The organism is Bifidobacterium sp. B4081, assembly GCF_026537335.1.
In the GTDB taxonomy this organism is placed as follows: Bacteria; Actinomycetota; Actinomycetes; order Actinomycetales; family Bifidobacteriaceae; genus Bombiscardovia.
This window is the reverse complement of record NZ_JAFNMM010000001.1, coordinates 504,033-525,425: the sequence shown is the minus strand read 5'-3', so window position 1 is coordinate 525,425 and position 21,393 is coordinate 504,033. Positions and strand designations below refer to the sequence as shown.

At 61.1% G+C, this 21,393-nt stretch carries 20 protein-coding genes and 1 tRNA gene; 9 read left to right on the top strand and 12 right to left on the bottom strand.

The genetic code is table 11. The annotated features are described in order from the left end of the window. Positions 1–176: 176 nt before the first annotated feature. Both ettA and J3T92_RS02355 read left to right on the top strand, forming a co-directional pair. On the top strand, positions 177–1,853 hold the full coding sequence (gene ettA / locus J3T92_RS02360; RefSeq protein WP_220236185.1) for an energy-dependent translational throttle protein EttA: 1,677 nt from the start codon (positions 177–179) through the stop codon (positions 1,851–1,853). A gap of 39 nt (positions 1,854–1,892) precedes the next feature. Next, complete coding sequence (locus J3T92_RS02355) at positions 1,893–2,807, top strand: acyl-CoA thioesterase (RefSeq protein ID WP_267399534.1); 915 nt, start codon at positions 1,893–1,895, stop codon at positions 2,805–2,807. Between the two features lie 73 nt (positions 2,808–2,880). Here the strand turns inward: J3T92_RS02355 and J3T92_RS02350 are convergent, their stop codons facing one another. The 10 genes from J3T92_RS02350 to J3T92_RS02305 all read right to left on the bottom strand — a co-directional run bounded on the left by J3T92_RS02350 (position 2,881) and on the right by J3T92_RS02305 (position 15,187). Further along, the gene (locus tag J3T92_RS02350; RefSeq protein ID WP_267399533.1) at positions 2,881–3,468 is read right to left on the bottom strand and encodes a DUF3180 domain-containing protein; all 588 of its coding nucleotides are present in this window, start codon (positions 3,466–3,468) and stop codon (positions 2,881–2,883) included. Further along, a complete protein-coding gene (locus J3T92_RS02345; RefSeq protein ID WP_267399532.1) occupies positions 3,465–4,547 on the bottom strand; it encodes a dihydroneopterin aldolase in 1,083 nt (360 codons plus the stop codon). The genes J3T92_RS02350 and J3T92_RS02345 overlap by 4 nt, the downstream gene beginning before the upstream one ends. Before the next feature lie 83 nt (positions 4,548–4,630). Continuing rightward, positions 4,631–6,745, bottom strand: coding sequence for an ATP-dependent zinc metalloprotease FtsH (ftsH, locus tag J3T92_RS02340; RefSeq protein ID WP_267399531.1), 2,115 nt, complete (start codon positions 6,743–6,745; stop codon positions 4,631–4,633). Continuing rightward, entirely contained in the window at positions 6,742–7,344 is a 603-nt protein-coding gene (gene hpt / locus J3T92_RS02335; RefSeq protein ID WP_110425672.1) for a hypoxanthine phosphoribosyltransferase, read from the bottom strand. The genes ftsH and hpt overlap by 4 nt, the downstream gene beginning before the upstream one ends. Then, positions 7,331–8,440 carry a tRNA lysidine(34) synthetase TilS gene (gene tilS, locus J3T92_RS02330; protein ID WP_267399530.1) on the bottom strand — a complete coding sequence of 370 codons (1,110 nt, stop codon included), beginning with the start codon at positions 8,438–8,440 and terminating at the stop codon, positions 7,331–7,333. The genes hpt and tilS overlap by 14 nt, the downstream gene beginning before the upstream one ends. Before the next feature lie 19 nt (positions 8,441–8,459). After that, entirely contained in the window at positions 8,460–9,884 is a 1,425-nt protein-coding gene (locus J3T92_RS02325; protein WP_267399528.1) for a D-alanyl-D-alanine carboxypeptidase/D-alanyl-D-alanine-endopeptidase, read from the bottom strand. A gap of 110 nt (positions 9,885–9,994) precedes the next feature. Further along, positions 9,995–11,626: a hypothetical protein gene (locus J3T92_RS02320; RefSeq protein WP_267399526.1), complete on the bottom strand. Its 1,632-nt coding sequence runs from the start codon at positions 11,624–11,626 to the stop codon at positions 9,995–9,997. Beyond that, positions 11,623–12,468: an ABC transporter ATP-binding protein gene (locus tag J3T92_RS02315; protein WP_267399525.1), complete on the bottom strand. Its 846-nt coding sequence runs from the start codon at positions 12,466–12,468 to the stop codon at positions 11,623–11,625. The genes J3T92_RS02320 and J3T92_RS02315 overlap by 4 nt, the downstream gene beginning before the upstream one ends. Before the next feature lie 53 nt (positions 12,469–12,521). Continuing rightward, on the bottom strand, positions 12,522–13,748 hold the full coding sequence (locus tag J3T92_RS02310; protein WP_267399524.1) for a glycosyltransferase family 2 protein: 1,227 nt from the start codon (positions 13,746–13,748) through the stop codon (positions 12,522–12,524). Continuing rightward, a complete protein-coding gene (locus tag J3T92_RS02305) occupies positions 13,748–15,187 on the bottom strand; it encodes an AI-2E family transporter (RefSeq protein ID WP_267399523.1) in 1,440 nt (479 codons plus the stop codon). Before J3T92_RS02305 ends, J3T92_RS02310 begins: the two co-directional genes overlap by 1 nt. A 90-nt stretch (positions 15,188–15,277) precedes the next feature. Here J3T92_RS02305 and J3T92_RS02300 point away from each other — a divergent pair, with 90 nt between their 5' ends. From J3T92_RS02300 to J3T92_RS02290, 3 genes are all read left to right on the top strand, one after another. Then, the gene (locus tag J3T92_RS02300) at positions 15,278–16,171 is read left to right on the top strand and encodes a glycosyltransferase (protein WP_267400229.1); all 894 of its coding nucleotides are present in this window, start codon (positions 15,278–15,280) and stop codon (positions 16,169–16,171) included. 60 nt (positions 16,172–16,231) lie between these two features. Beyond that, positions 16,232–16,303 (top strand) — tRNA-Glu (locus tag J3T92_RS02295). Positions 16,304–16,448: 145 nt separating this feature from the next. Next, positions 16,449–17,651: a site-specific integrase gene (locus J3T92_RS02290; RefSeq protein WP_267399522.1), complete on the top strand. Its 1,203-nt coding sequence runs from the start codon at positions 16,449–16,451 to the stop codon at positions 17,649–17,651. Between the two features lie 8 nt (positions 17,652–17,659). Here the strand turns inward: J3T92_RS02290 and J3T92_RS02285 are convergent, their stop codons facing one another. Then, complete coding sequence (locus J3T92_RS02285; protein WP_267399521.1) at positions 17,660–17,932, bottom strand: hypothetical protein; 273 nt, start codon at positions 17,930–17,932, stop codon at positions 17,660–17,662. 89 nt (positions 17,933–18,021) lie between these two features. On the opposite strand from J3T92_RS02285, the gene J3T92_RS02280 reads away from it, so the two are divergent. From J3T92_RS02280 to J3T92_RS02265, 4 genes are all read left to right on the top strand, one after another. Beyond that, positions 18,022–18,855 (top strand): hypothetical protein, encoded by an 834-nt coding sequence (locus J3T92_RS02280; protein WP_267399520.1) that lies wholly within the window; start codon positions 18,022–18,024, stop codon positions 18,853–18,855. A 134-nt stretch (positions 18,856–18,989) separates the two neighbouring features. Continuing rightward, positions 18,990–19,373, top strand: a complete 384-nt coding sequence (locus J3T92_RS02275; protein ID WP_267399519.1) for a hypothetical protein — start codon at positions 18,990–18,992, stop codon at positions 19,371–19,373. Between the two features lie 5 nt (positions 19,374–19,378). Further along, on the top strand, positions 19,379–19,972 hold the full coding sequence (locus J3T92_RS02270; RefSeq protein ID WP_267399518.1) for a hypothetical protein: 594 nt from the start codon (positions 19,379–19,381) through the stop codon (positions 19,970–19,972). Continuing rightward, positions 19,969–20,886, top strand: coding sequence for a helix-turn-helix domain-containing protein (locus J3T92_RS02265; protein WP_267399517.1), 918 nt, complete (start codon positions 19,969–19,971; stop codon positions 20,884–20,886). The genes J3T92_RS02270 and J3T92_RS02265 overlap by 4 nt, the downstream gene beginning before the upstream one ends. 257 nt (positions 20,887–21,143) lie before the next feature. Here the strand turns inward: J3T92_RS02265 and J3T92_RS02260 are convergent, their stop codons facing one another. Further along, complete coding sequence (locus J3T92_RS02260) at positions 21,144–21,383, bottom strand: phage holin (protein WP_267400227.1); 240 nt, start codon at positions 21,381–21,383, stop codon at positions 21,144–21,146. Positions 21,384–21,393 lie beyond the last annotated feature (10 nt).

The window sequence follows — 21,393 nt, the reverse complement described above, 5'->3', positions numbered from 1 at the left end:
GTCCACTCAAGGCTACCCCGACTGTGAGCGCGGGACCAGGGTCTGGCCATAGATCCTGCCTATAGGCGGCCATACGTCTGCCTGGCCCTGCCTATCAGCCCGGCGCATAAGTCAGAAGTTCCCACTACCATGAATACAGTTTGCATTGGCTTTTCATGGTTCTGTGAGGTAGCTTCTTGGCCGAATTCATTTATCAGATGATCAAGGCGCGCAAGTCCTTCGGCGACCGCGTCATCCTCGACGACGTGACCCTGAGTTTCCTGCCCGGCGCCAAGATTGGCGTGGTGGGCCCCAACGGCATGGGCAAGTCCACCCTGCTGCGGATCATGGCCGGCCTGGACACGGTCAGCAACGGCGAGGCTCAGCTCACCCCCGGCTATACGGTAGGCATCCTGCAGCAGGAACCGCCTCTGGACGAGAATAAGACCGTGGGCGAGAACATTCGCATGGCCTTCGGCGACATCATGAGCAAGGTGGACCGCTTCAACCAGATCGGCGAGCAGATGGCCGACCCCAACGCTGATTACGACGCTCTCATGACCGAGATGGGCCAGCTTCAGGAGCAAATTGATGCCGCCAACGGCTGGGACCTTGACTCCCAGCTGGACCAGGCCATGGATGCTCTGCAGTGCCCCGACCCGGACACCCCGGTCTCGGTCATCTCGGGAGGCGAACGCCGCCGGGTGGCTTTATGCCGGCTGTTGCTGGAAGCCCCCGATCTACTGCTGCTCGACGAGCCCACCAACCACTTGGACGCCGAGTCCATCCTCTGGCTGGAACAGTATCTGCACACCTACAAGGGCGCCGTCCTAGCCGTGACCCACGACCGGTACTTCCTTGACAATGTGGCCGAATGGATCTGCGAGGTGGACCGTGGCCACCTCTACCCTTACCAGGGCAACTACTCCACCTATTTGGAGACCAAAGCCAAGCGTCTAGAAGTCCAAGGACAGAAGGATGCCAAGCTGGCCAAGCGGCTCAATACCGAACTGGAGTGGGTCCGCTCCTCCCCCAAAGCCCGGCAGGCCAAGAACAAAGCCCGCCTGGAGCGCTACGAGCAGATGGAGAACGAGGCCCGGAACAACAAGAAGCTGGACTTCTCCGAGATCCAGATTCCGCCGGGTCCTCGTCTGGGCTCCAAGGTGCTGGAGGCTGAGCACATCCACAAGGCCTTTGGCGACCGTGTCCTGATCGACGATCTGAGCTTCACTCTGCCTCGAAACGGCATTGTGGGCGTCATCGGCCCCAATGGAGTGGGCAAGTCCACACTCTTCAAGACCATCGTGGGACTGGAGCCGCTGACATCGGGCTCCTTGGAGGTCGGCGACACGGTCAAGATTTCCTACGTGGATCAGAACCGCGAGGGCATCGACCCCAACAAGAACCTCTGGGAGGTAGTCTCCGGGGGGCTGGACTTCATCGAGGTCGGAGGCGTTGAGGTGCCCACCCGCGCCTACGTAGCCTCCTTCGGCTTCAAGGGCTCGGATCAGCAGAAGCCGGCCGGAGTCCTTTCCGGCGGAGAGCGCAACAGGCTGAATCTGGCACTCACCCTCAAGCAGGGCGGCAACCTTCTCCTGCTGGACGAGCCCACCAACGATCTGGACGTGGAGACCCTGGAAAGTCTGGAAAACGCCCTGCTGGCCTTTCCCGGCTGCGCTGTGGTCATCTCCCACGACCGCTGGTTCTTGGACCGTATCGCCACCCATATCCTGGCCTGGGAGGGCACGGACGAGAATCCGGCCTCCTGGTATTGGTTCGAGGGCAACTTCCAGGCCTACCAGGAGAACAAGGTCAAGCGTCTGGGCGAGGAGGCCTCCAGGCCCCACCGCATCCACCGCAAGCTGACTCGCTGAACGAAATACGCCACTGGGAATCGAAGGCCAAGGAGAAGCATGAGCACCGAGGATGAAGCACTGGCCCAGGCCATCGCTGGGCTGAACCTGCAGAAGCAGCAGCCCGCCGATGGCCGTTCCCGTTTCCTTGGAAAATCGTTGGACTTTCCCACGGGACGCCTCTATGGGGGCCAGCTGCTGGGTCAGGCCATCATGGCCGGCGGGCGGACCGCACCCCAGGGCCGACTACCTCACTCGATGCACGCCTATTACCTGCGCACCGGACTCCTGAATGAAGACGTTCAGGCGGAAGTGGAGACCATCCGTGACGGCCGTTCCTTCTCCTCCCGACGAGTTGACCTGCACCAGGGGGAACGGACCCTCCTAAACGCCCTGCTCTCCTATCAGCAGGTCGGCCAGGAGGGCGTCCGCTATGACGACCCCATGCCGACGGGGCTGCCTGATCCGGAGGACCTGCCTGGTTCACGAGAGCTGATGGAACCCTATGCCGACAAGTCCCCCTTCGCGGACTACTACGCCCATCGGAGCCCCTTCGACATGCGTCATGTTGGCGGCACGGTCCTGTTGGATGATGCAGATGACGCAGTACCCGGGGATTCCAAGAACGACGACAGGGGTCGTCAGGCCGTTTGGAGCCGCACCCAGGGAAGAGCCGACTTGGACCCGCTGATGCGCCGAGCGCTGCTGGCCATGGAATGCGATCAGATCATGATGGAGCCTGCCCTGCGCCGTGCCGGGCTGAGCATGACTACCCCAGGGATTTCCTTCGCCTCCATCGACCATGCCATGTGGTGGTATCAGGACCTGAATCCCTGCGACTGGCACTGCTTTATTCAGGAGTCCCCAGTAGCCGACCACGGACGCAACCTATGCATGGCCAAGGTCTACAACCGCCAGGGTGACCTAGCTGCCTTCATGGTTCAGGAGGCCATGATCAGGGTGCCTAAAGACTGAACGGCCACCAGGTCATCGCGTATTTTTCAAAAAGCACAGGGTTAGCAGCATGGTCGGCAGCGACCGACCGTCTTCAGGAATTTCTTGGCGACGGCCTTGGACGCTGATCAGCATGATTCTCACTGGCATCGGCCTTTGTCTCCGCCCTGTCAACAGTATCGGCTGCATCGGCCATGGGTCTTTGTGAGGACTTTCGCCGGTCGGTATTCTCAGGTCCGTCATTCGGCGGCAGTTGACAGAGCCACTCCCCCACGGCCCCGGCTACCACATCGATAAGACAGACCAGGGATGCTACCAGGCACTCCTGCATGACCCGTGTGTAATAGGGCGCGCCTGCATGGCCCATGCTGATCAGAGCCTGACTGCCGTACCAGCCCAACAGAGCAGCACAGGCAACGCCCAAGGCTTTGCTCATGATCAGCACATTGACCGCGAAACGCAAATCCATCTCCTTGCGGTCTCCCCTGGCGTAGCGATGCACCTGGAAGGCCATGATCAGGATGGCCACCCCAAGCAGGAAGAGCAATACGCTGACCAGCCAGGGAACCCCCATGAGGTCCGTCCTGGTGGACATGCCCAGTTCCGAGATGCCGGCACCTCCAATCAGCCCAAGGATCAGGGCGACCAGGTAGTGCACGAGCGGTGTGCGGCGGGCCCTCATGACAGACCGTCCAGAATCCAGTCCTCCGAGACCAGGCTGATGCGATCACGGTCAGGAGCACGGTTGGCCAGGCTGGCCAGACAGGATCCGCCAGCACCAAGCAGGCAGTGTTCAGGCTCCAAATAGGCCCAGGGAATCAAAACGCGCGCTGGAGCATCAGCGGTCAGCAGAGGCGGACGGTCCTGGGAAGACAGAACAGAACCATCCAGAGTCTCCACCTCCACCACATCGGCATCCAAGCCGCCCATCTGCCTGATAGGAGCAGCCACCATGTCTAGAGCCGACTGCAGCTCCTCCAGATTCAGCGGCGTCTGCAGGATAACCACAGCCGACAGACGCTGATCCCCCTGATCATCCCGGTAGGCATATAGAGGCGAGATGCCGACCAACTGACTGCCGGGGATCCCGTCCAGAGCTGCAAGAGCACGAAGCATGGCCAACCGATCTGTTCCCGATGCTCCCTCCAGCGCAATTACATCACGCATCGGAAGGCCCTGCGGCTTGGCTCTTTCAACAGTCGGCCGGCTGAAAGCTTCGTTATCATTCTCCGGACCCGAGGACAGACTGTTCTCTGTAGAGGAGGTCAAGGGGTGACGCAGCCGGGCCTGCGCCGCATGGCCAGAATCGGCCTGACCAGACAGCAGGAATGAGGGATGCCCTAGAGCTGCATTCCCCCCGCCGCTAACTCGTCCAGATTCCATGCTGGCCGGGTTGCCTTCCACCTGATCGTCGGCCGCACGCTCCAAGGTGACGCCCACCTGAAAATCGACCCCTGTTCCCTGGTCGGCGCCCAGACGGGTGACCGTAACCCGGGTGCGGCGTATCTGGTGGGAGAGCAGGATGGCATCAGCCACCTTGGCAGTCAGGGATTCCAGAATCTCATCAGGCGACTCGTTTTGGATCAGGTTGACGATCCGACGGACAATCTGCACATAGTCCACTGTTTGAGTGCCGTCGTTGAGCCTGCCTGCCTCACTCAAATCCAGGTAGAGGACGGCATCGACCTGGTAGCCGAACCCAGGCTTCTGCTGACCATGCAGGGGTGCGACCTTGATGGAGCTCAAACGGATGGAATCCATGATGTATGCTCCTCCCTTGCCTTAGAACATTTACCGCCGCACGCCCTCGGGACCATATGCAGGACACCGAGCCGATCCAGAATTCAGTGCTGGTCCGTTGCGGACGAACCATTCACGCTGCGCCTGAGCTCCTCAGGAATCTCCACGGGTGGCTGCTCAGAGTCCGGCCGATCCGGCGCAGACAACCAGAGCTGACGCTCCGGAGCCTTGCGCAAGCCAGCGAAGACCGCAGCCAGTTCGTCCTTGTTCAGGGTCTCTTTGACCAGCAGCTGTCGAACGAGCTCGTCCAGCACGTCACGGTTCTCGGTGATGATCTGCCAGGCCTCTTGGTGGGCCGTCTCGATAAGATTGTGAACTTCCTGATCGATGGCCTCTGCGGTTTTCTCCGAATAGTTGTGGGGCTTCAGGGCATCAAGCCCGGAATCCTGGTCATTCTCGTCAGCCCACTTGATGGCTCCCAACTTGGATGAGAACCCATACTGCAGGACCATCTGCCGGGCGATGCTGGTGGCCTTTTCGATGTCGTTGGAAGCGCCTGTGGTCGGGTCGTGGAAGACCACCTCCTCTGCCACGCGACCGCCCATAGCGTAGGCCATCTGGTCCAGCAGTTCGTTGCGGGACTGCGAGTAGCGGTCTGTGGTAGGCATGACCGCAGTGTAGCCCAAGGCCCGTCCACGCGGCAGAATGGTCACCTTGGTGACCGGATCGGTGTGGTGCAGGGCCGCAGCAACCATAGCGTGGCCGCCCTCGTGATAGGCGGTGTTGCGCATTTCGGCCAGGGCCATGCCCTTGGTCCGCCGCCGAGGTCCGCTCAGCACACGGTCAATGGCCTCGTCGATGGCCCGGTTGTCAATCAGCTGGGCGTTGGAACGCGCAGTCAGCAGAGCCGCCTCATTGAGCACGTTGGCCAGGTCGGCGCCAGTGAAGCCGGGCGTGCGCACGGCCACAGTGTGCAGGTCCACATCCGGCACAAAGGGCTTGCCCTTGGCGTGGACCTTGAGGATGGCCTCGCGGCCTTCCAGGTCTGGGGCCTCCACGGCCACCTGACGATCGAACCGACCGGGCCTGAGCAAGGCCGGATCCAGGATGTCTGGACGGTTGGTGGCTGCAATGATGATCAGGTTCGTATCGTTGTCGAAGCCGTCCATCTCGACCAGCAGCTGATTCAGAGTCTGCTCACGCTCATCGTGACCGCCGCTCATGCCGGAGCCGCGCTTGCCGCCCACTGCATCGATCTCATCGATGAAGATGATGGCCGGCGCATTCTTCTTGGCCTCGTCGAACAGGTCACGCACTCGGGAGGCGCCCAGACCGACGAACATCTCGACGAAGTCGGAGCCTGCCATGGAGTAGAAGGGTACGCTGGCCTCGCCGGCGATGGCCCTGGCCAGCAGGGTCTTGCCGGTTCCAGGGGGACCATAGAGCAGGACGCCACGGGGTATGCGGGCACCCAGGGCCTTGTACTTGGAGGGATCCTTGAGGAACTCCTTGATCTCCTCCACCTCCTGGACAGCGGCCTCCTCGCCGGCCACATCCGAGAACTTGGTCTTAGGGGTCTGCCCGTCGTTGAGCCGGGCGGAGTTCTTCTTGCCGCCCATGCCGAACATGCCGCCGCCTGCCGCCGAGGACATGCGTGAGAGCAGGAACCAGAAGACCCCCAGAATGATCAGCATGGGCAGGATGGAAGAGATCAGGTAGCTCATCATGCTGGTCTGCGGCACCACTGAGTTGTACCCCTCGGCGGGCTTGGCCTTCTCGACGGCTTTGACCACCTGCTCCCCCTGGGCCTCCACATAGTAGAACTGCACGTCCTTGCCGAAGTTCTTGGAGCTGCGGTTGCCGCGGAAGCCGGGTACATCCTTGACGAAGTCGCTGTTGAGCTTGAGCTCGACGACCTGCATCTTCTCGGTGATCTCGGCCTTCTTGACCACGCTGCTGCGGTCGTTCAGCAGCTCTAGGCCATCCTGGGTGTCGATGGTCTGGGCGCCGTTCTGGCTGCTGAAGAAGCCGAAGATGGCCAGGATGATGACCACGGCCAGAATCCCCCAGAGCCAGGGGGAACGCCAGAAGGAACGGTTGCCCCCGTTGGGGCCGGATCCGTTGTTGCCCAAGTTGAAGTTGAAGGGGTTGTTGCCCTTGTCCCCGTTATCCCTGCCTCTATTGGGCGGACCCTGCTGCGGTCCCTGCGAGTAGCTCATGACTGCTCCCCCTGATCCTGATGATCCTGTTCCTGGGTCGGGTCCATGTATTCCTCGGACCTGAGTACGGCTATCGAGTCAAGATTACGGTACTGCTCGTCGTAATCCAGTCCGAAGCCCACAACGAATTCGTCGGGTATGGCGAATCCTGGATACTTGACATCCACCTCGACCTCGTGCCGCGAGGTCTTGTCCAGCAGGGTGAAGATCTCCACCGATGCAGCTCCTCGCTCCTTGAGATGCTCAACCAGCCAGTGCAAGGTGTAGCCGGAATCGATAATATCCTCAACGATCAGAATATGCCGTCCGCGCACATCGCAATCCAGATCCATCCTGATGTCCAGGTCCCCCTTGGAAACGCTGGTCTTGCCGGCCGGATAGCTGGAAATGCTCATGAACTCGATCTGCACCGGTATGGTGACGGCCTGTGAGAGGGCGGCAAGCGTATTGAAAGCCCCCTTGAGCACGGCCAGCATGATCGGGTTCTTACCCTGGTAATCCCGGCTGATCTGCTCGGCCGTCCGGTTGATCAGCTCCTCTATCCGTTCCTTGGACACCAGTTCATGGTCGATATGGGATTGAATATCAGCGATGCGCATGGTCTCCATCATTGCATATGAGAATGACTTGACCCTTACGGATTGCTGTATGGGAGCTGGGAAAGCGAGGGCCCTGCTGGCCGTGCCATCGGCAGACCAGATCATCCAGGGCCCGGACCTGCACGGCCGTGAACCGTATGCGCAGCTTGGTCAGCACCTGGGCCAGCAGGCGGGTGCGCAGAGCCGGGTGACAGTCGGCCAATCCGTGGGCATCCAAGCAGGCCAGCACCCCCTTGGCTCTCTGGCCCAAGTCAGGGCGGGCGACTAGCCGCTGGCACAGCCCATCCACCTGGGTGTCCAGGTAATCCTGATCAAGACGGGCCATATCCGCGCCCAGTGCCAGACGGCGAACCATGTCCCGGCCAGCGAAGCGATTCAAGGCTGGCAGCAGGTCATGGCGGATCCGCGAGCGCAGCGGCAGCGTCTCGGGAAGCGTGGAGCCGTCCGGCTGATCATCACCGTTGGTGGGGTCGTCCCACCAGTGAATCCCCTTCTGGCGGCAAATGGCCGTAGTGTCCTTTCGGTCCAGGTCCAGGAATGGGCGCAGGTAGCGCATTCCTCCACGCTCTACACGCCGGGCCATGCCGGTGATGGCCTCCAACCCCTGGGAGCGAATCAGGCCAATCAGCACCGTTTCGGCCTGATCGTCACGGGTGTGCGCCAGAAGGACGGCCCTGGCGCCAAACTTGAGGGCCTGCCCAGAGAGGGCCCGGTAGCGGGCTGCACGGGCATCAGCCTCAAGACCAGCCGTAGTAACAGGCACATCCACTCTGGTGACGCGGACCGGATCCAATCCCAGCTCCCGGCAGGTTCCAGCCGCGCGTTCGACGATCCGATCCGAATCAGGCACCAGACCATGATCGATCAGCAGGGCGCCGCACCGCAGCCCGGTCATATCAGCCACCAGGTGGGCCACATAGGCCAGAGCCAAGGAATCCCGGCCTCCCGAGCAGGCCACCAGAATCAGTGGGGCATCCGGATCGGGCCTGTGCACCCCGTGATGGGCGAACCGCCTATCCTGCAGGCCCAGGCCCTCACGGTCCAGGTTCGAACGCAGGAGCCCCACCGCTTTTTTCATCTCTGCCGAATAGACCATGGTTCAGGCTTCTTCCTGCTCAAATCCGATCCAGGGATCCGACCAGAGTGTCCACAGCCTGTCGGGCAGCAGCCGCATCCTCGGGATCGTTGACGACCACAGCAAAGACCAAAACACCACCAGAGCGACGAATCACATTGCCCGTGAGCGAAGTGACCTGATCCAGAGTACCGGTCTTGGCCCGAATCAGTCCATCAGCCTGGTCATCCACCTTTCGGCTGGCAGCTGTGCCGGTCAGACCCACTACAGACAGGCCCTTGACCAGGGGGGTCAAACCCTTGTCCGCAAGCGCCAGTTGCTGGACGTCAGCCAAGGTGCCCACCCGCAGGACGGAGCCGGGGGTAAGCCCCGAGCAGTCGGCCATCTTGAGTCCTGCGGTGTCCACGCCCAGCTTGTTCAGTGTGCTGATAACAGCTTTCACAGCACCGGCTGGGCTGTTGGGCATGTTCAGAGCCAGAGCGGTCAGGCGGCCGAAAAGCTCGGCCAGACTGTTGTCGGAGTTGCGCAGCATAAGCGACATAACCTCACTGAGCCGCGCTGAGTGGACACGGGCCAGAACCCTACCCCGGGCGTGGTCAGTCCGATCCGGCCCCTGGGCATTGTCCACCTGGATCCCGGCCTCCATCAGGCTGCTGGCGAAGGATACTGCAGCGGCCCCCGCCGGGTTTTCGACCCTGGGCAAGTAGACCCCTGCATCCGGATAGGCAACAGGCTCAGCCCGTCCCTGCCGAGCCTCATCCACAGCCATGGAGACAGGCACCTGGAAGTAGATCCCGTCAGGATTATTTTCTGCAATTCCCTCCGGCTCCTGATCGTCGCCGAAAAGCGTGTCCTGGTAAGCCAGGGACACTCGGTCGATCCCCTGCCGGTGCAGAGCCTGAGCCGTCTCCTCGGCCAGAGTCCCTAGTCCGGCCCGGCCATTGACATGCAGGGGGTCGTCTTTGCCTACCCCCAGGAGCATATCGCCGTGACCGCGCAGGGTCAGCATTGCCTGCGAGGGGGTAGAGGAATCCAGAACCGCCTCAGTGTCCAAGTGTGAGGACATGTCCAGAACAGAGGCGGCTGCGGCTGCGGTCAGGGTCTTCATAGTGGAGGCTGGCTGGCGTGCCTGGTCCGCGTTTTTCTGGGCCAGCACCCGTCCGTCAGCCTGTCGTATGACCAACGAGTACCCATTACCCAAGCCAGGTGCGCTGGTGAAGGCATCGACTAGCTGCTGGACCTGGCTGGCATCCACAGTAGACCCAGGCTTGTCGGCGGCGAGAGTCGGCGGCTCTCCTACCATGACTGCAGGGGGGACCGAAGAATGGCTGGTCTTAGCCAGGGTCAGCGGTCCGGACACCAGGTCGGTCAGGTCCATGCATGCATAGCCGACGACCAGCATGACAGCCACCAGCGTGGCCAAAGCCACCCGCCAGCGTCGCTTGATCCGCCGACGACGTGTCATGCGCAGCTGATGTCTGTCACCCAATTGCTCACTCCCGGACTTGCCTTCGCCAACCGAGTTCGGATCGGTAGGCACCATCCAACTAGCCTAGTACTGGCCCTTCCACTGTCTCAGGACTGCAAAGCGGCATAGCGATCCAGAGTCAGCAGAATGGCCGACTGTCGACGATCGAAGATCCGGGACCCTAAAGCGACACCCACAGCAAGCACAATCAGACCGTTCGCCAGTGCGACCGGCAGGGGCAGCCAGATGGGAAGCATCCCGCCCATGGTCAAGGCCAACGATGCCACCGAGAAAGTGGGCAGCATGATCACCAGACTAACCAACAACTGCAGCATTGGCAGGAAGCCTTGGGCAACAGCACGTCCCTGCGGTGAGGTGAAGGGCTGATCCATGGAGGGCACCGGATAGATGAGCAAGGCCGAGAAGACCTGGGCTACTCCCAGTCCAGACAGGAGCAATCCCACGGTCACAGCCAGCATATCCAGGGAGATGACCAGATTTCGTCCGCCCTTCATTGCGCCGGAGAAGGCCAAAGTCACCAGCCCGAGCAGGAGTATGCAAGGCATGGCCACGCTCAGATGGCTGCGGACACGGGACAGCCGGTCCTCACGACCCTTCACTCCCGCCGCTATCTCCATGCGCAGGGCAAGCCCATCGTAGGCCAAGGCGTTGCCCTCGGGAATCTCCAGAATCAGGGCACCCAATACCGGTCCCAGCCATAGCATCATGGGCATCTGACGGAAGATTATTGCGTATAAAATCACCACGACCAGCAGAAGCGGATAGCTAATAAGCTTGCGAGAGTCCTGACGAAGATAGATCAGCAATCGCGCAGCCATAGCATCCACAACGTTCTGCGACCGGCCCAGCATCCCCAGCCCCTTGGGAGCAGTCGACCGTTCAGCACTCGCTCTAACATGCAAGCGGTCATGACGCAGACACAACATGCCGATCATGAAGCAAAGAGCCAGGGTGGCCAGCTCCATCAACAGGCGTCCGACCAGAGCCCGCCATGATCCCGAAAGGAGATCCTCCGGCAGATGGACAGCGGCGCCCAGTGGCGTCCAGGCCAGTATGTCGGCCACGGACTTGAGGGAGTCAGTATCAATTTCCATGCCATCCATAATCCCGCTGTCCAGCAGAGAGGGCAGCATGCACAAAAGCATGCTCACTAAGGTGACCAACAGGTAGAGCCCTGATCGGTTACGTTGGGAGACCACCAAGGTACCGACCAGGTCCAAAACAGCCCTAGATAGGGCCAGCATTACCATGGCAGCCAGCAGGGCTGAAATTACAGCCACGATCGCGGCTCCGACACCTATGCGGGCATAGATGGCCGTCAGAGCCAGGAAGCAGACAAGACCGGTCAATCCCGCAGGCCCGGTCAACCCGGCCAGGTAAAGCCCCACCTGCAGCTGACTGTCAGGAATCCCGTAAAGGACGAATCGCGAAGGGCTCAGGATCGACCCCTGGCCCAGAAAAGCCAGTTGAATCAGAAGCATTCCCAGGGTCAGTCCGACCAGGAGCAGAACCAAAATGGTTCCCATACGCTGCCGATCGCCCAGACCAGCACTGGGCAGCCAGCCCCCCAGTGTCAGCGCCCCCTGCCATGAGGCCAGGCAAATGCCTATGGCCATGAGCAGGCTGATGATGGCCCCGACCATCTGCCAGGAGGAGTGCTTGATCGTGTTCCAAGTAATGGACCAACGCATGGCGATGATGGTGGCTACCGTGCTCATTCCGTCTCCTGGCCCTCCTCGGACCCGGAGCCGTTCAGCCAGGCGATTCTTTTAGCCTGGTGACGGCCGCCGACAAGCTCCAGGAAGCGATCCTCCAGATCCTCGCCGGCAGCGACCTGGGCCACCGTGCCGTCTGCCCGAACCAGACCATGGTTGATGATGGCCACATGGGTGCACATCCGCTCCACCAGGGCCATGACATGCGAGGAAATGACCACTGTTCCTCCGGTATCGACATACTCGGCAAGGATGTCTTTGAGATTGGCGCTAGAGACCGGGTCAACTGATTCGAAGGGCTCATCCAGCACCAGAAGCCTAGGGGAATGAATCATGGCTGTTGCCAGGCAGATCTTCTTGAGCATGCCCGACGAATAATCACAGACCCGCTTGCCGCCAGCATCAGTCAGATCGAAGGCGTCAAGCAGGTCCCTGGACCGGCCCAGCGCCTCACCGCGCGGCATCCGTCGAAGCATGCCCGAGTAAACCAGCAGTTGCAGACCCGTCAGCCTGTCGAAGATCTGATCGCTCTGGGGCATGACGCCGATGATGCGCTTGGCCGTGTCCACGTCCGACCATACGTCCCTGCCCAGGATCATGACATTGCCGGAGTCGGGCACCAGAAGTCCGGTCATCATGTTCAGCGTAGTGGTCTTCCCTGCACCATTGGGGCCGACTATCCCGTAAAAGGACCCCTTGGGAATGTCCAGAGAGAGGGCGTTGACAGCAGGCCGACCCTGATAGCATTTGACCAAGGCGCGGATAGAAACCGCTGCCTGCGGATCTGGCGGAGGGACCACTGCCGTCTGGGCGATCATGCTGGTTGCTTGCGCTTCGTCGGACATGGCCTTAAGTCTAGCCTATCCCCATTTCGCTGTCGATTGAGGGACTACTGTCCTTAATGCCCTGAATGCTCGATGGGCTTCCATCCCGGATTGGCAAAAATGGCCTGGAAGGAGATGGGCACGTAGCTGAGCATGAAGATGGGGAAGCTCAGGCAGTAAGCAAAAAGCTCCTTGTTGGATGCGCCGATCTTGTCCCGCTCGGCCAGCACGGTCAGGGCAGCCAGGCCCATCATGGCCAGGACGCCCAGAATCCCAGCCGCTATGCCATCGATCAGGCTGGTCACCTGACTGGTCCAGGTCACGAAGCCCAGAGCCGGGAAGAGCAGGCCGAAGAAGCATCGGACCAGGCCCAAGACCGTCAGAGGACAGATCAGGATGGTCAGATCCACGGCAGAGAAGTCGCGTTCACGAAAGGCCCGGGAGATCAAGGCAGGCCCGTAGTAGCGGAAGACCTGAAGGAAGCCCTTGCTCCAGCGCAGCCGCTGCCGCCAGCTCTGCTTGAAGGTGACCGGCTGCTCGTCATAGAGGATAGCGGTTCCGCAATAGCCGATGCGCTCGCCGTGCAGAACCGAATCCATGGTGAACTCCAGGTCCTCGGTCAGCAGGTGGAACTTCCAGCCGTTATTGCGCTCCATAACCTCCCTGGAGAACATGAACCCGGTGCCGCCAACATGGCAACTGGAGCCGATGACCATCCTTGAGGTGTTGAGGAAGCGCGATTCGCGTATGAACCACAGGGCCGAGCCTGAGGAGACCCAGTTGTCCGAGAAGTTGACCGAGTTTCGGTAGCTGGTCAGTATGCGGAAGCCGGACTGGAAGGCTTTGTTCATCTCTTCTATGTAATGGCGGTCCAGGATGTTGTCCGCATCGAAGACGAAATAGGCATCATAGCGGGAATCAAGACCCCGATCGAGTATCTGCTCCAGCAGGAAGGTCAGGGCGTAGCCCTTGCCCACCCGGGCCGGGTCCTGCCGCTCGACCACATGGCAGCCCAGGGATCTGGCCAGCCCAGCGGTGTTGTCAGTGCAGTTGTCAGCTACCAGCCATATGTCGACCATGGAGAATGGATAGGTCTGCTCCTTGATGGAGTTGATCAGATGACCAACCACCTGCTCCTCGTTGCGAGCGGAAATAAGGACGGCGAACCGCTTGTCGAAGGGAGCATCGGGAAAGACCACCGGCTTGGAGACGAAAGAGATGACGATGCAGATGGCCTGGTAGACGATGCCCACCCCGCCCAGCAGCACCATCAGTACGTCCAATACTTTGAGCAGAGCCATCAGCGCCACTCCTTGCGGGGGTTGTCCTCCCCCTCGGGGGCATCGTCCCCGGTCTCGGTACCCCTGAGCGGCCTGTGCCTTACTGGGGCCGAGGCGGACTTGGGTATGGGCACCGTGGCTGACTCGTCCAGGTCCTTGGCCGTCGGTGAGGATGTCGGGTAGAGCTGGCTGGCAATGGTCATGACAGGGTCGTCCACTCGAACCCTGGCACTGGTCCCCTTGGCGGACCGGCTGCCCACGTGACTGGCCACCGGCTGGACCACGTGCTCGTTGAAGGCCTCGACGCCCTCAACCACCTTGGACTTGCCGACAGGCTTGGGATCCTGCATGAGCGGGGAGTCAATCAGCTCGTAATGCTTGACCGAAGCCGAGAAGATGGCCTGGAAGCTGGCCGCCAGAGGCAGAGCCAGGAAAGCGCCAAGGGCGCCGAAGACCGCGCCCAGTGCCAGTACGGACAGGAAGGCGATGGCCGGGTTGAGGTCCATGGTCCGCTGTGAGATCTTGGGGGCCAGGATCATGTTTTCGATCTGCTGGTAGATGATGATGTAGACCAGCACAATAACAGCCACCAGCAGTCCGCGGCTCCCCCAGGCCACCACAATGGGAACGGCCCCGCCTATGTAGGTGCCGATAGTGGGCACGAACTGGGACACCAGCCCGCAGAAGAGGGCCAACGGCAGCCAATAGGGCACTTTGAGGATGACCAGGAAGACCGACATGCAGGCTGCAGAGATAAGCGCCAGGATGGTCCTGCTGAACAGGAAGCTGGAGATTTGGTCCTGGGCGATAGTCCAGACGAAGAGGAAGCGGCGCTGGCTCCTGGGGGCCAGCCACTGGCAGAGGCTGCGGCGCAGCTTGGGGCCTGCAGCAGAGATGTAGTAGATGACCAGCAGAACGGTCATGATATTGATGAAGGACCCTGCCAGCCCCACGGTGGTGGTCAAGGCCTGCCCAGCGAAGTCGGTCACCCAGGATGTCTGAATGTTCTTGACGATCTCCCCGCCCAGATCCTGCATGGCCGGCAGGTGCCAGGGGGTGCGGCTGGCGATGAATTCCGCCACCTGCTCATAGAGGGCCGGCAAGCCGTTGGCCATGCCGATGACCTGCTGGACCAGCAGATTGCCGAACATGCCCAGGAGGACGATCACAATAATGATCAGGCCTATCAGAGTGACCGCCGAGGCCGCTCCCCGCCGCCAGCCATGCCTGACCAGCCTGAGCACCAGGGGCTCCATGGCCAGGGAAACGAAGATGGCGATCACCACATCCAGCACCAGGAATTCGATCTTCCACCAGGATGCGTAGGCGAACCAGGCGAGAAAGACAGCTATCACTACATAGAGGAGGGCGCGGCCGAACCATTCCGGAGGTCGGCGTGGATCCCCCTTGGGCGGGAAGACCGTCGCGAAATCGAAGCGCTGCTTTTGCTCGTTGGCCATATGTTCCATTATCCCAAGATGGCTGACATGGCAGGCTATGGGGCACAGGTTGAGCCGACGGTGTATCCGGGCACACGTATCCTGAGGGGTATGTTGACCGTTTCCATAGTCATACCCGCCTGGAATGAGGAAGAACGCATTGAAGACTGCCTCCTGAACGCCACCAGGCAGAGCCAGGCACCCAAGGAGGTGCTGGTAGTCGACAACCGCTCCACGGACGCAACGGCCTCCATCGTCGAACAATTCATCGACCAGCACCCTGACCAGCATGTCAGGCTCCTCCACCAGGACAGCGAACAGGGTCTGATCCCCACCCGCAACTACGGACTTGACCGGGCAACCGGCGACGTGTTGGGCAGGATTGACGCCGACTGCATGCTTCGTCCCAATTGGGTCGAAGTGGTCTCCGGCATCTTCACCCGGGATCCAAAGGCCATGGGCGCCACCGGGCCAGTGGCTTATTATGACATGCCGGGCAAGCGGATCGGGCTCAAGGGCGACAACACCATTCGCCGGGCCATCTACCGGGCGGACGACGGGCAATACCTGCTATACGGTTCCAACATGGCCCTGCGCGCCACAGCCTGGCGGGCCATACGCAACCAGGTCTGCAGGGACAAGGAGGACATCATGCACGAAGATGTCGATATCTCTTTGCATTTGATCGACCAGGGGTTCAAGACGGTCTATTGCAAGGACATGAATGTGGGCATCAGCGCCCGCCGGATGGACACCTCTTTCACATCCTTCCGCCACTACATGCAGCGCTTCAAAAACACCTTCGACGCCCACCCTCAGCACACCCGGGAGCAGAAGCCCGAGCACACCCTCTACGCCATCTACCCGATCCTGCGAGCCTTCTACCCCGTCTACCAGAAGTACCTGGAATCCGCCGACATCAACCCTGCGGAACGTGTCTGGATCCGCGAACAGATGGAGCTCTTCCACCGGCGCGACCAGGAGCTGGACCAGGAGGACCACTGACCAGCGGACGGCACACCAGGCTTGCCTGGTCCATAGGGTGCGGGTATCATGGGCACGTTCGCCCCCGTCGTCTAACGGTTAGGACACCAGACTTTCAATCTGACAGCGAGAGTTCGACTCTCTCCGGGGGTACAATGCAAAGGGTTGGAAAACGGCGGTATTCCGCCATTTATCAGGAGCAAACAGAAATCAGCGAAAAACCCAAATCGGGCTGTTTCAGGCTACTTCGAGCCAAAATAGTACACACTATAGTACACACCTGTAGGATCGAGGTATCATGACCGAATCGGAGGAAACACACCGTCGTCCCAAAGGCAGCGGAGGGATCAGCAAGCCGTCCGACACCGGACTCTACGAGTACTCCATGGAGCTACCCCGTGACCCAGCCACAGGCAAGAGACGCAGGCTGGTAGTACGTGCCAAAAAGAAAAGGGTAGCCTTAGCCCGCTTCGCCGAGAAAAAAGCAAAGTACGAGGCCACCGGCAAGATCCCCACCACCAAGTCCCCGCTACTCAAAGACTGGCTGAACAGATGGCTGAACGAGATAATGCAGCCCCAGCTCAAACCACGCACCCTAGCCACCTACCGGTCGCTTGCAGACAAGTGCGTGATACCGGCCATAGGGTCAGTAAGAATAGCCGAGATAGGCCCCCAGCACTTCCGCATCCTCGAAGAGTACGTCACCAGCGATGACCCCAAAACCGGCCGCAAGGCTCGTAGCTCATCCATGGCGTCACATGCCTATCAGCTCCTCAGCAAGAGCCTCAAAGACGCCGTGGCGGAGAATCTCATAGATTCCAATCCAGCAGAAAAGAGCAAACGCCCCCGCGTCACCCAAAAAGAGATCCAGATACTCACGCCCCAGCAGGCCATGCTCATGATCCGCACCGAAGACGACCCGATGTACCAGCTGATGTGGCGGATCGCTTTCATGACCGGCTTGCGGCAGTCCGAAAGACTGGGCATAACCCCGTCCGAGCTCGTCACCGTGGATGAGGTGCCGTGCCTCAGCATCGACTGGCAGCTCCAACACATCAAAGACGCGAACTTCCCCGCCGGCATCGAACACCGTGATATGGGAGGCGGATACTACATGCTCCGCCCCAAGTCCAAGGCCGGGCGAAGGCTCGTGCCCTTGCAGTCCCAGCTCGCCGCCGACCTGTCCTCATGGGTCAGCCAGATCAAGGCCGGGCCTGATGACCTGATCTTCACGCGGCCTGGAGGGCTGCCCATGTCAGCCACCACGGACACCAAGCACTGGCGTAAAACCCTGCGCAAAGCCAAGCTCCCCCAGGTGCGCATCCACTCTGCACGGCACACCATGGCCACACTGCTCACCGAGGCCGGAGTCGACGACAAGACCCGCATACTGCTCATGGGGCACACCAAGCCCAGCACCACAGCCGGGTACACCCACATCGACACACACCACCTGCTCGGAGCAGTCGACCTGGCAGACAGGATGCTCACAAGCAAGTAGCCCACTCCTTATACATGCCTGTACCTGCGCTCGATCTCCCTGACGGTCCTTTCGGTGGCTCCGTATCGGATGGTGGCGAGGTCTGCTCTGATCTGCTTGTGGATGGTGGCGAGGCGCTCGCGGTCCTGCCGGCTGATGCCGGCCTGCTGCTCCTGGTCGATGATCTGGTCGAGTCGCTTGTGCAGGAGAATGGTCAGCCGCTCCCGGTCGGAGTCTGAGGCGGGCACATAGCCGGGGTGGTTGTCGGGGATCTGGGAGACATCATCAGGGATATAGGCCATACATGGATGATACGGCCAAGATGGCGGCTTATGATGAAAGCCTGATACTGATGGACGCAAGGCTGGCGTTCGCATCAAGGACGAGGAGCATGATGAGCAGGCGTAAGAGCAGGCCGACGCTTTCCCCTATCTGGCTTCCCTATGTCAGGGATAAGCTGGCCGACTGGAAGAACGACCTGGGCAGAAAGACAGCCATCGCGAGCGGGCAGCCTTTGGACGACTCATGGCGGATCGGTGAGCCCTTGCGGTCCTCGCCCATCTGGTGGGTGAGCCGAGACATGGCGACCCTGGCCGCCGACACCGCCGAGGCCGGCGACCTGCCCGACGTGCAACCGCCCAGCGACACCGGATTCATGGTCTTCCAAGACGGCCTGCCCTTCCGGCTCCAGGACTACCCGGACCGCCGGTCATGCAGCGTCGACGCCATCTCCTGGAGCAGATACGCCATCGGCCAGGGAACCACACTGGTGACCGAAGTGTTCAGCAGGGAGCCGGCCTATGTCAGGGAGTGCGATTCGCGACTGCCCATCGGCTATGTGACCTTCGCCCATGGCAGCAGGCCGGGCATCCTGGAGGACGTGCTCAAAGCCGCCTGGGCGCTCAGCCGGCAGCCTACGATCAGCCAGACCCGCGCCCCCAGGGTCACCCCGTTGGACCGGGTGCCTGCCAGGTACGAGCGGACGGAGATCCCCAAGGTGAAGGTGCTCACCCTCCGCGAGAACCTGCACAGGCCGGGCGAGAAAGCCGAGCCCGGCGAGAAGATCCGCGAGTACACGCACCGGTGGATCGTGCGCGGCTTCTGGCGCGAGCAGCCCTACGGGAAGAATCATGCCCTGCGCCGCCGTCAGTGGATACCTCCCTTTGTGAAAGGCCCTGCCGACAAGCCCCTCATCCGCAAGAAGACGGTGCATATCCTTCGGTAGACAGTGCGACACGCCCAAGAATGTTTCACCTTGATACATCTGATTCACAGCGATACATTATAGGTATCAGCAAAAAGAGAAGCCCCCACGGAGCAGCCACTCCTGGGGGCGGACGATCTGCTAAGGAGATCATCATGTACGAAGACTACACCGACAACAACCCCCTCGCCACCGCCCAGGTCTTTGACGATGTGGACCAGGACAAGAAGAACGGCCTACAGATCAGCACCGCCGCCCGCCGGATCGCCAAGGAATGCAACGACACCCAGAAGGACTACGGCGTCTACTTCGACAAGGACGGCCGCTACATCGCCGCCAAGCCTTATAACGCCACCCCATCCGGCGGGGTCGACGCCTACGCCCCCGGCCATGTCTTCTACGTGCGGGGCCGCAAGGATCACAGCCAGCGCGGGCACATGACCCAGCGCGAGGCGCAGATCATCGTCAACGCGGTCACCCGCTACGGGGCGGGCACCAGCGAGGCCGACCTCTACCAGTCCCTGATGAGCGAGGACTGACAAGCATGAAAGACCACGCGGACTTCGCCGGCTGGGTGCGGGACATGGTAATCCAGCTGCTGGCCGACCGGGCCGGACGAGCCCCGAAGAGGGACACGGGCATCTACTTGGAGCCGGCGGACCTGGTCCGCTGCCGCACCCAGTACGATGCGACGACCCCCTTCTGGATGTACAAGGGGGATCCCGAATGGCTGGACCGGGAGCCCGACCTGCTCGAGGCGCGCATCCAGGCGGTCCGGGAGGGCCTGTGCATGCTCACCTACCATGTGGGCCAGCGGGACATGACCCTGGCCCTCCTGCAGGCCGTGGAAGAGGGCAGGCCGCTCATGGACCCCCAGGTGCAGCGGATGGAGCAGGAGGAAAGCCGGCAGACCGGCAAGCAGGTCACCATCAGCGTCCTGCTCTTCGGCCAGTTCATGGACACCGGGGCGATGCACTCGGCCGGCAGGATAGCCAAAATGCTCAAAGAGCAGCGGATGGCCGTAGACTACGCGACTTTCATCATCGATCTGGCCGACTGGAGGCAGGGCGGCATGCGCAGCCTGGACATGCTGGACCGGTGGGGCCGGGAGCTGCGGGAAGAAGGACTGGAACAATGAGTGACAAAACGTATATGGAGAATGACCCGAAGACACTCGAGGAGGCCAGGACGATGCTCCTGGACTCCTGGCAGGACATAGACAAGGGCAAGCAGGCAGAGAAGCGGCGCGACGAGCTGATAGTCAAGGCTTTCGACCTGGGGGCCTCCTACACGGAGGTCATGGTCTGCACCGGGCTGAGCAGGCCCACAGTCTGGCGCATCCGCCGCCGCGCCGAGCAGAAGGGCCCGACAGAGGAGGCCGGCTGGGACTTCACCATCCCCGGCCACTCACCCAAGACCGACGTCGCCCAGTCAGTCCTTGAGGACACCCTCCAAGACGACTTTTTCACCCTGCTGGACGACGCGGCAGAGGACGACGACCATCACGACCGCGACTTCTCATCGCCCGACCTGAACGACAAGCAAAAAGCCATCCGGGATGCTGTCCACGACCTGGCTGCAAGAGCCGCCGTCACCAAGTCCGACATCGTGGCGTCCACAGCGCTGGGCATCACCCTTACCAGACACAAGCAAAGGCAAGCACCAGCCCAGGCTATGACGAGCAAGGATATCAGAGAGGAAGTGGAAGAACTGCAGCGAATTGCCGGCAGGGACACCTACATCCTGGCAAACCCATCCTGCCTGCGATTTTCATATCCAGCAGGCGAGACAGCCGACTACGGCCATACGATCACGACCGTCGTGCGCGAGGATGACGGCATCCTCCTGTACGACACCGAATACCAGGAGCATGTGGGGTTCTTCCCCGGCGACCCGGACCAGCATAAGCAGACACAGCTGCTCCCCTGCACCAACGGCCGTCAATACGACGAGGACAAGCAAAAGCACCAGGATGCGGAAAGCCTGTACGAGGGAGCCGAAGGCACCTGCACCGTCATCGGCACCGTCGCCGAACCAGCCAAAGATCATTAAGAAGCGCCGTGCCGTCCATATTGAATCGAGAGAGTAGGACGGCACGGCAAAGCCCAGCCTACAAGACAACGACGGCACAGGATGGCCTGACCGGAAAATGTGGATAAGTCACAAAGGCCCCGCCGAGTAGGCTTCGGGACTTGCATCCGAGAGGCAGGGCGGGGGACGATCAACACCTATTTTACACGCTGAAACGCGAAAAACGCCCCCGCTCCGGTCTCCCGAAGCGAGGGCAATTGTGTTTTATGAACGGGCCGCTATTTGCTGAGTGCGGCTTTGGCCTGGCTGCCTGCGATGCAGCCTGCGATGAGCACTCCCAGCGCGTAGATCGTAGTCACGATGGCGTCCGTGTGGGGCAGGCCCCAGACGGGGCCGACGCTGTGGACGAAGGCCCCCAGCAGAGGCAGGAACGCGAGCCCCACCCATTTGAGGATCTGGTAGAGCCAGTCGGGCAGCCAATAGGGCCTGTCCCCGTCCTCGGGGATCGTATCGGTCATATATGTCACC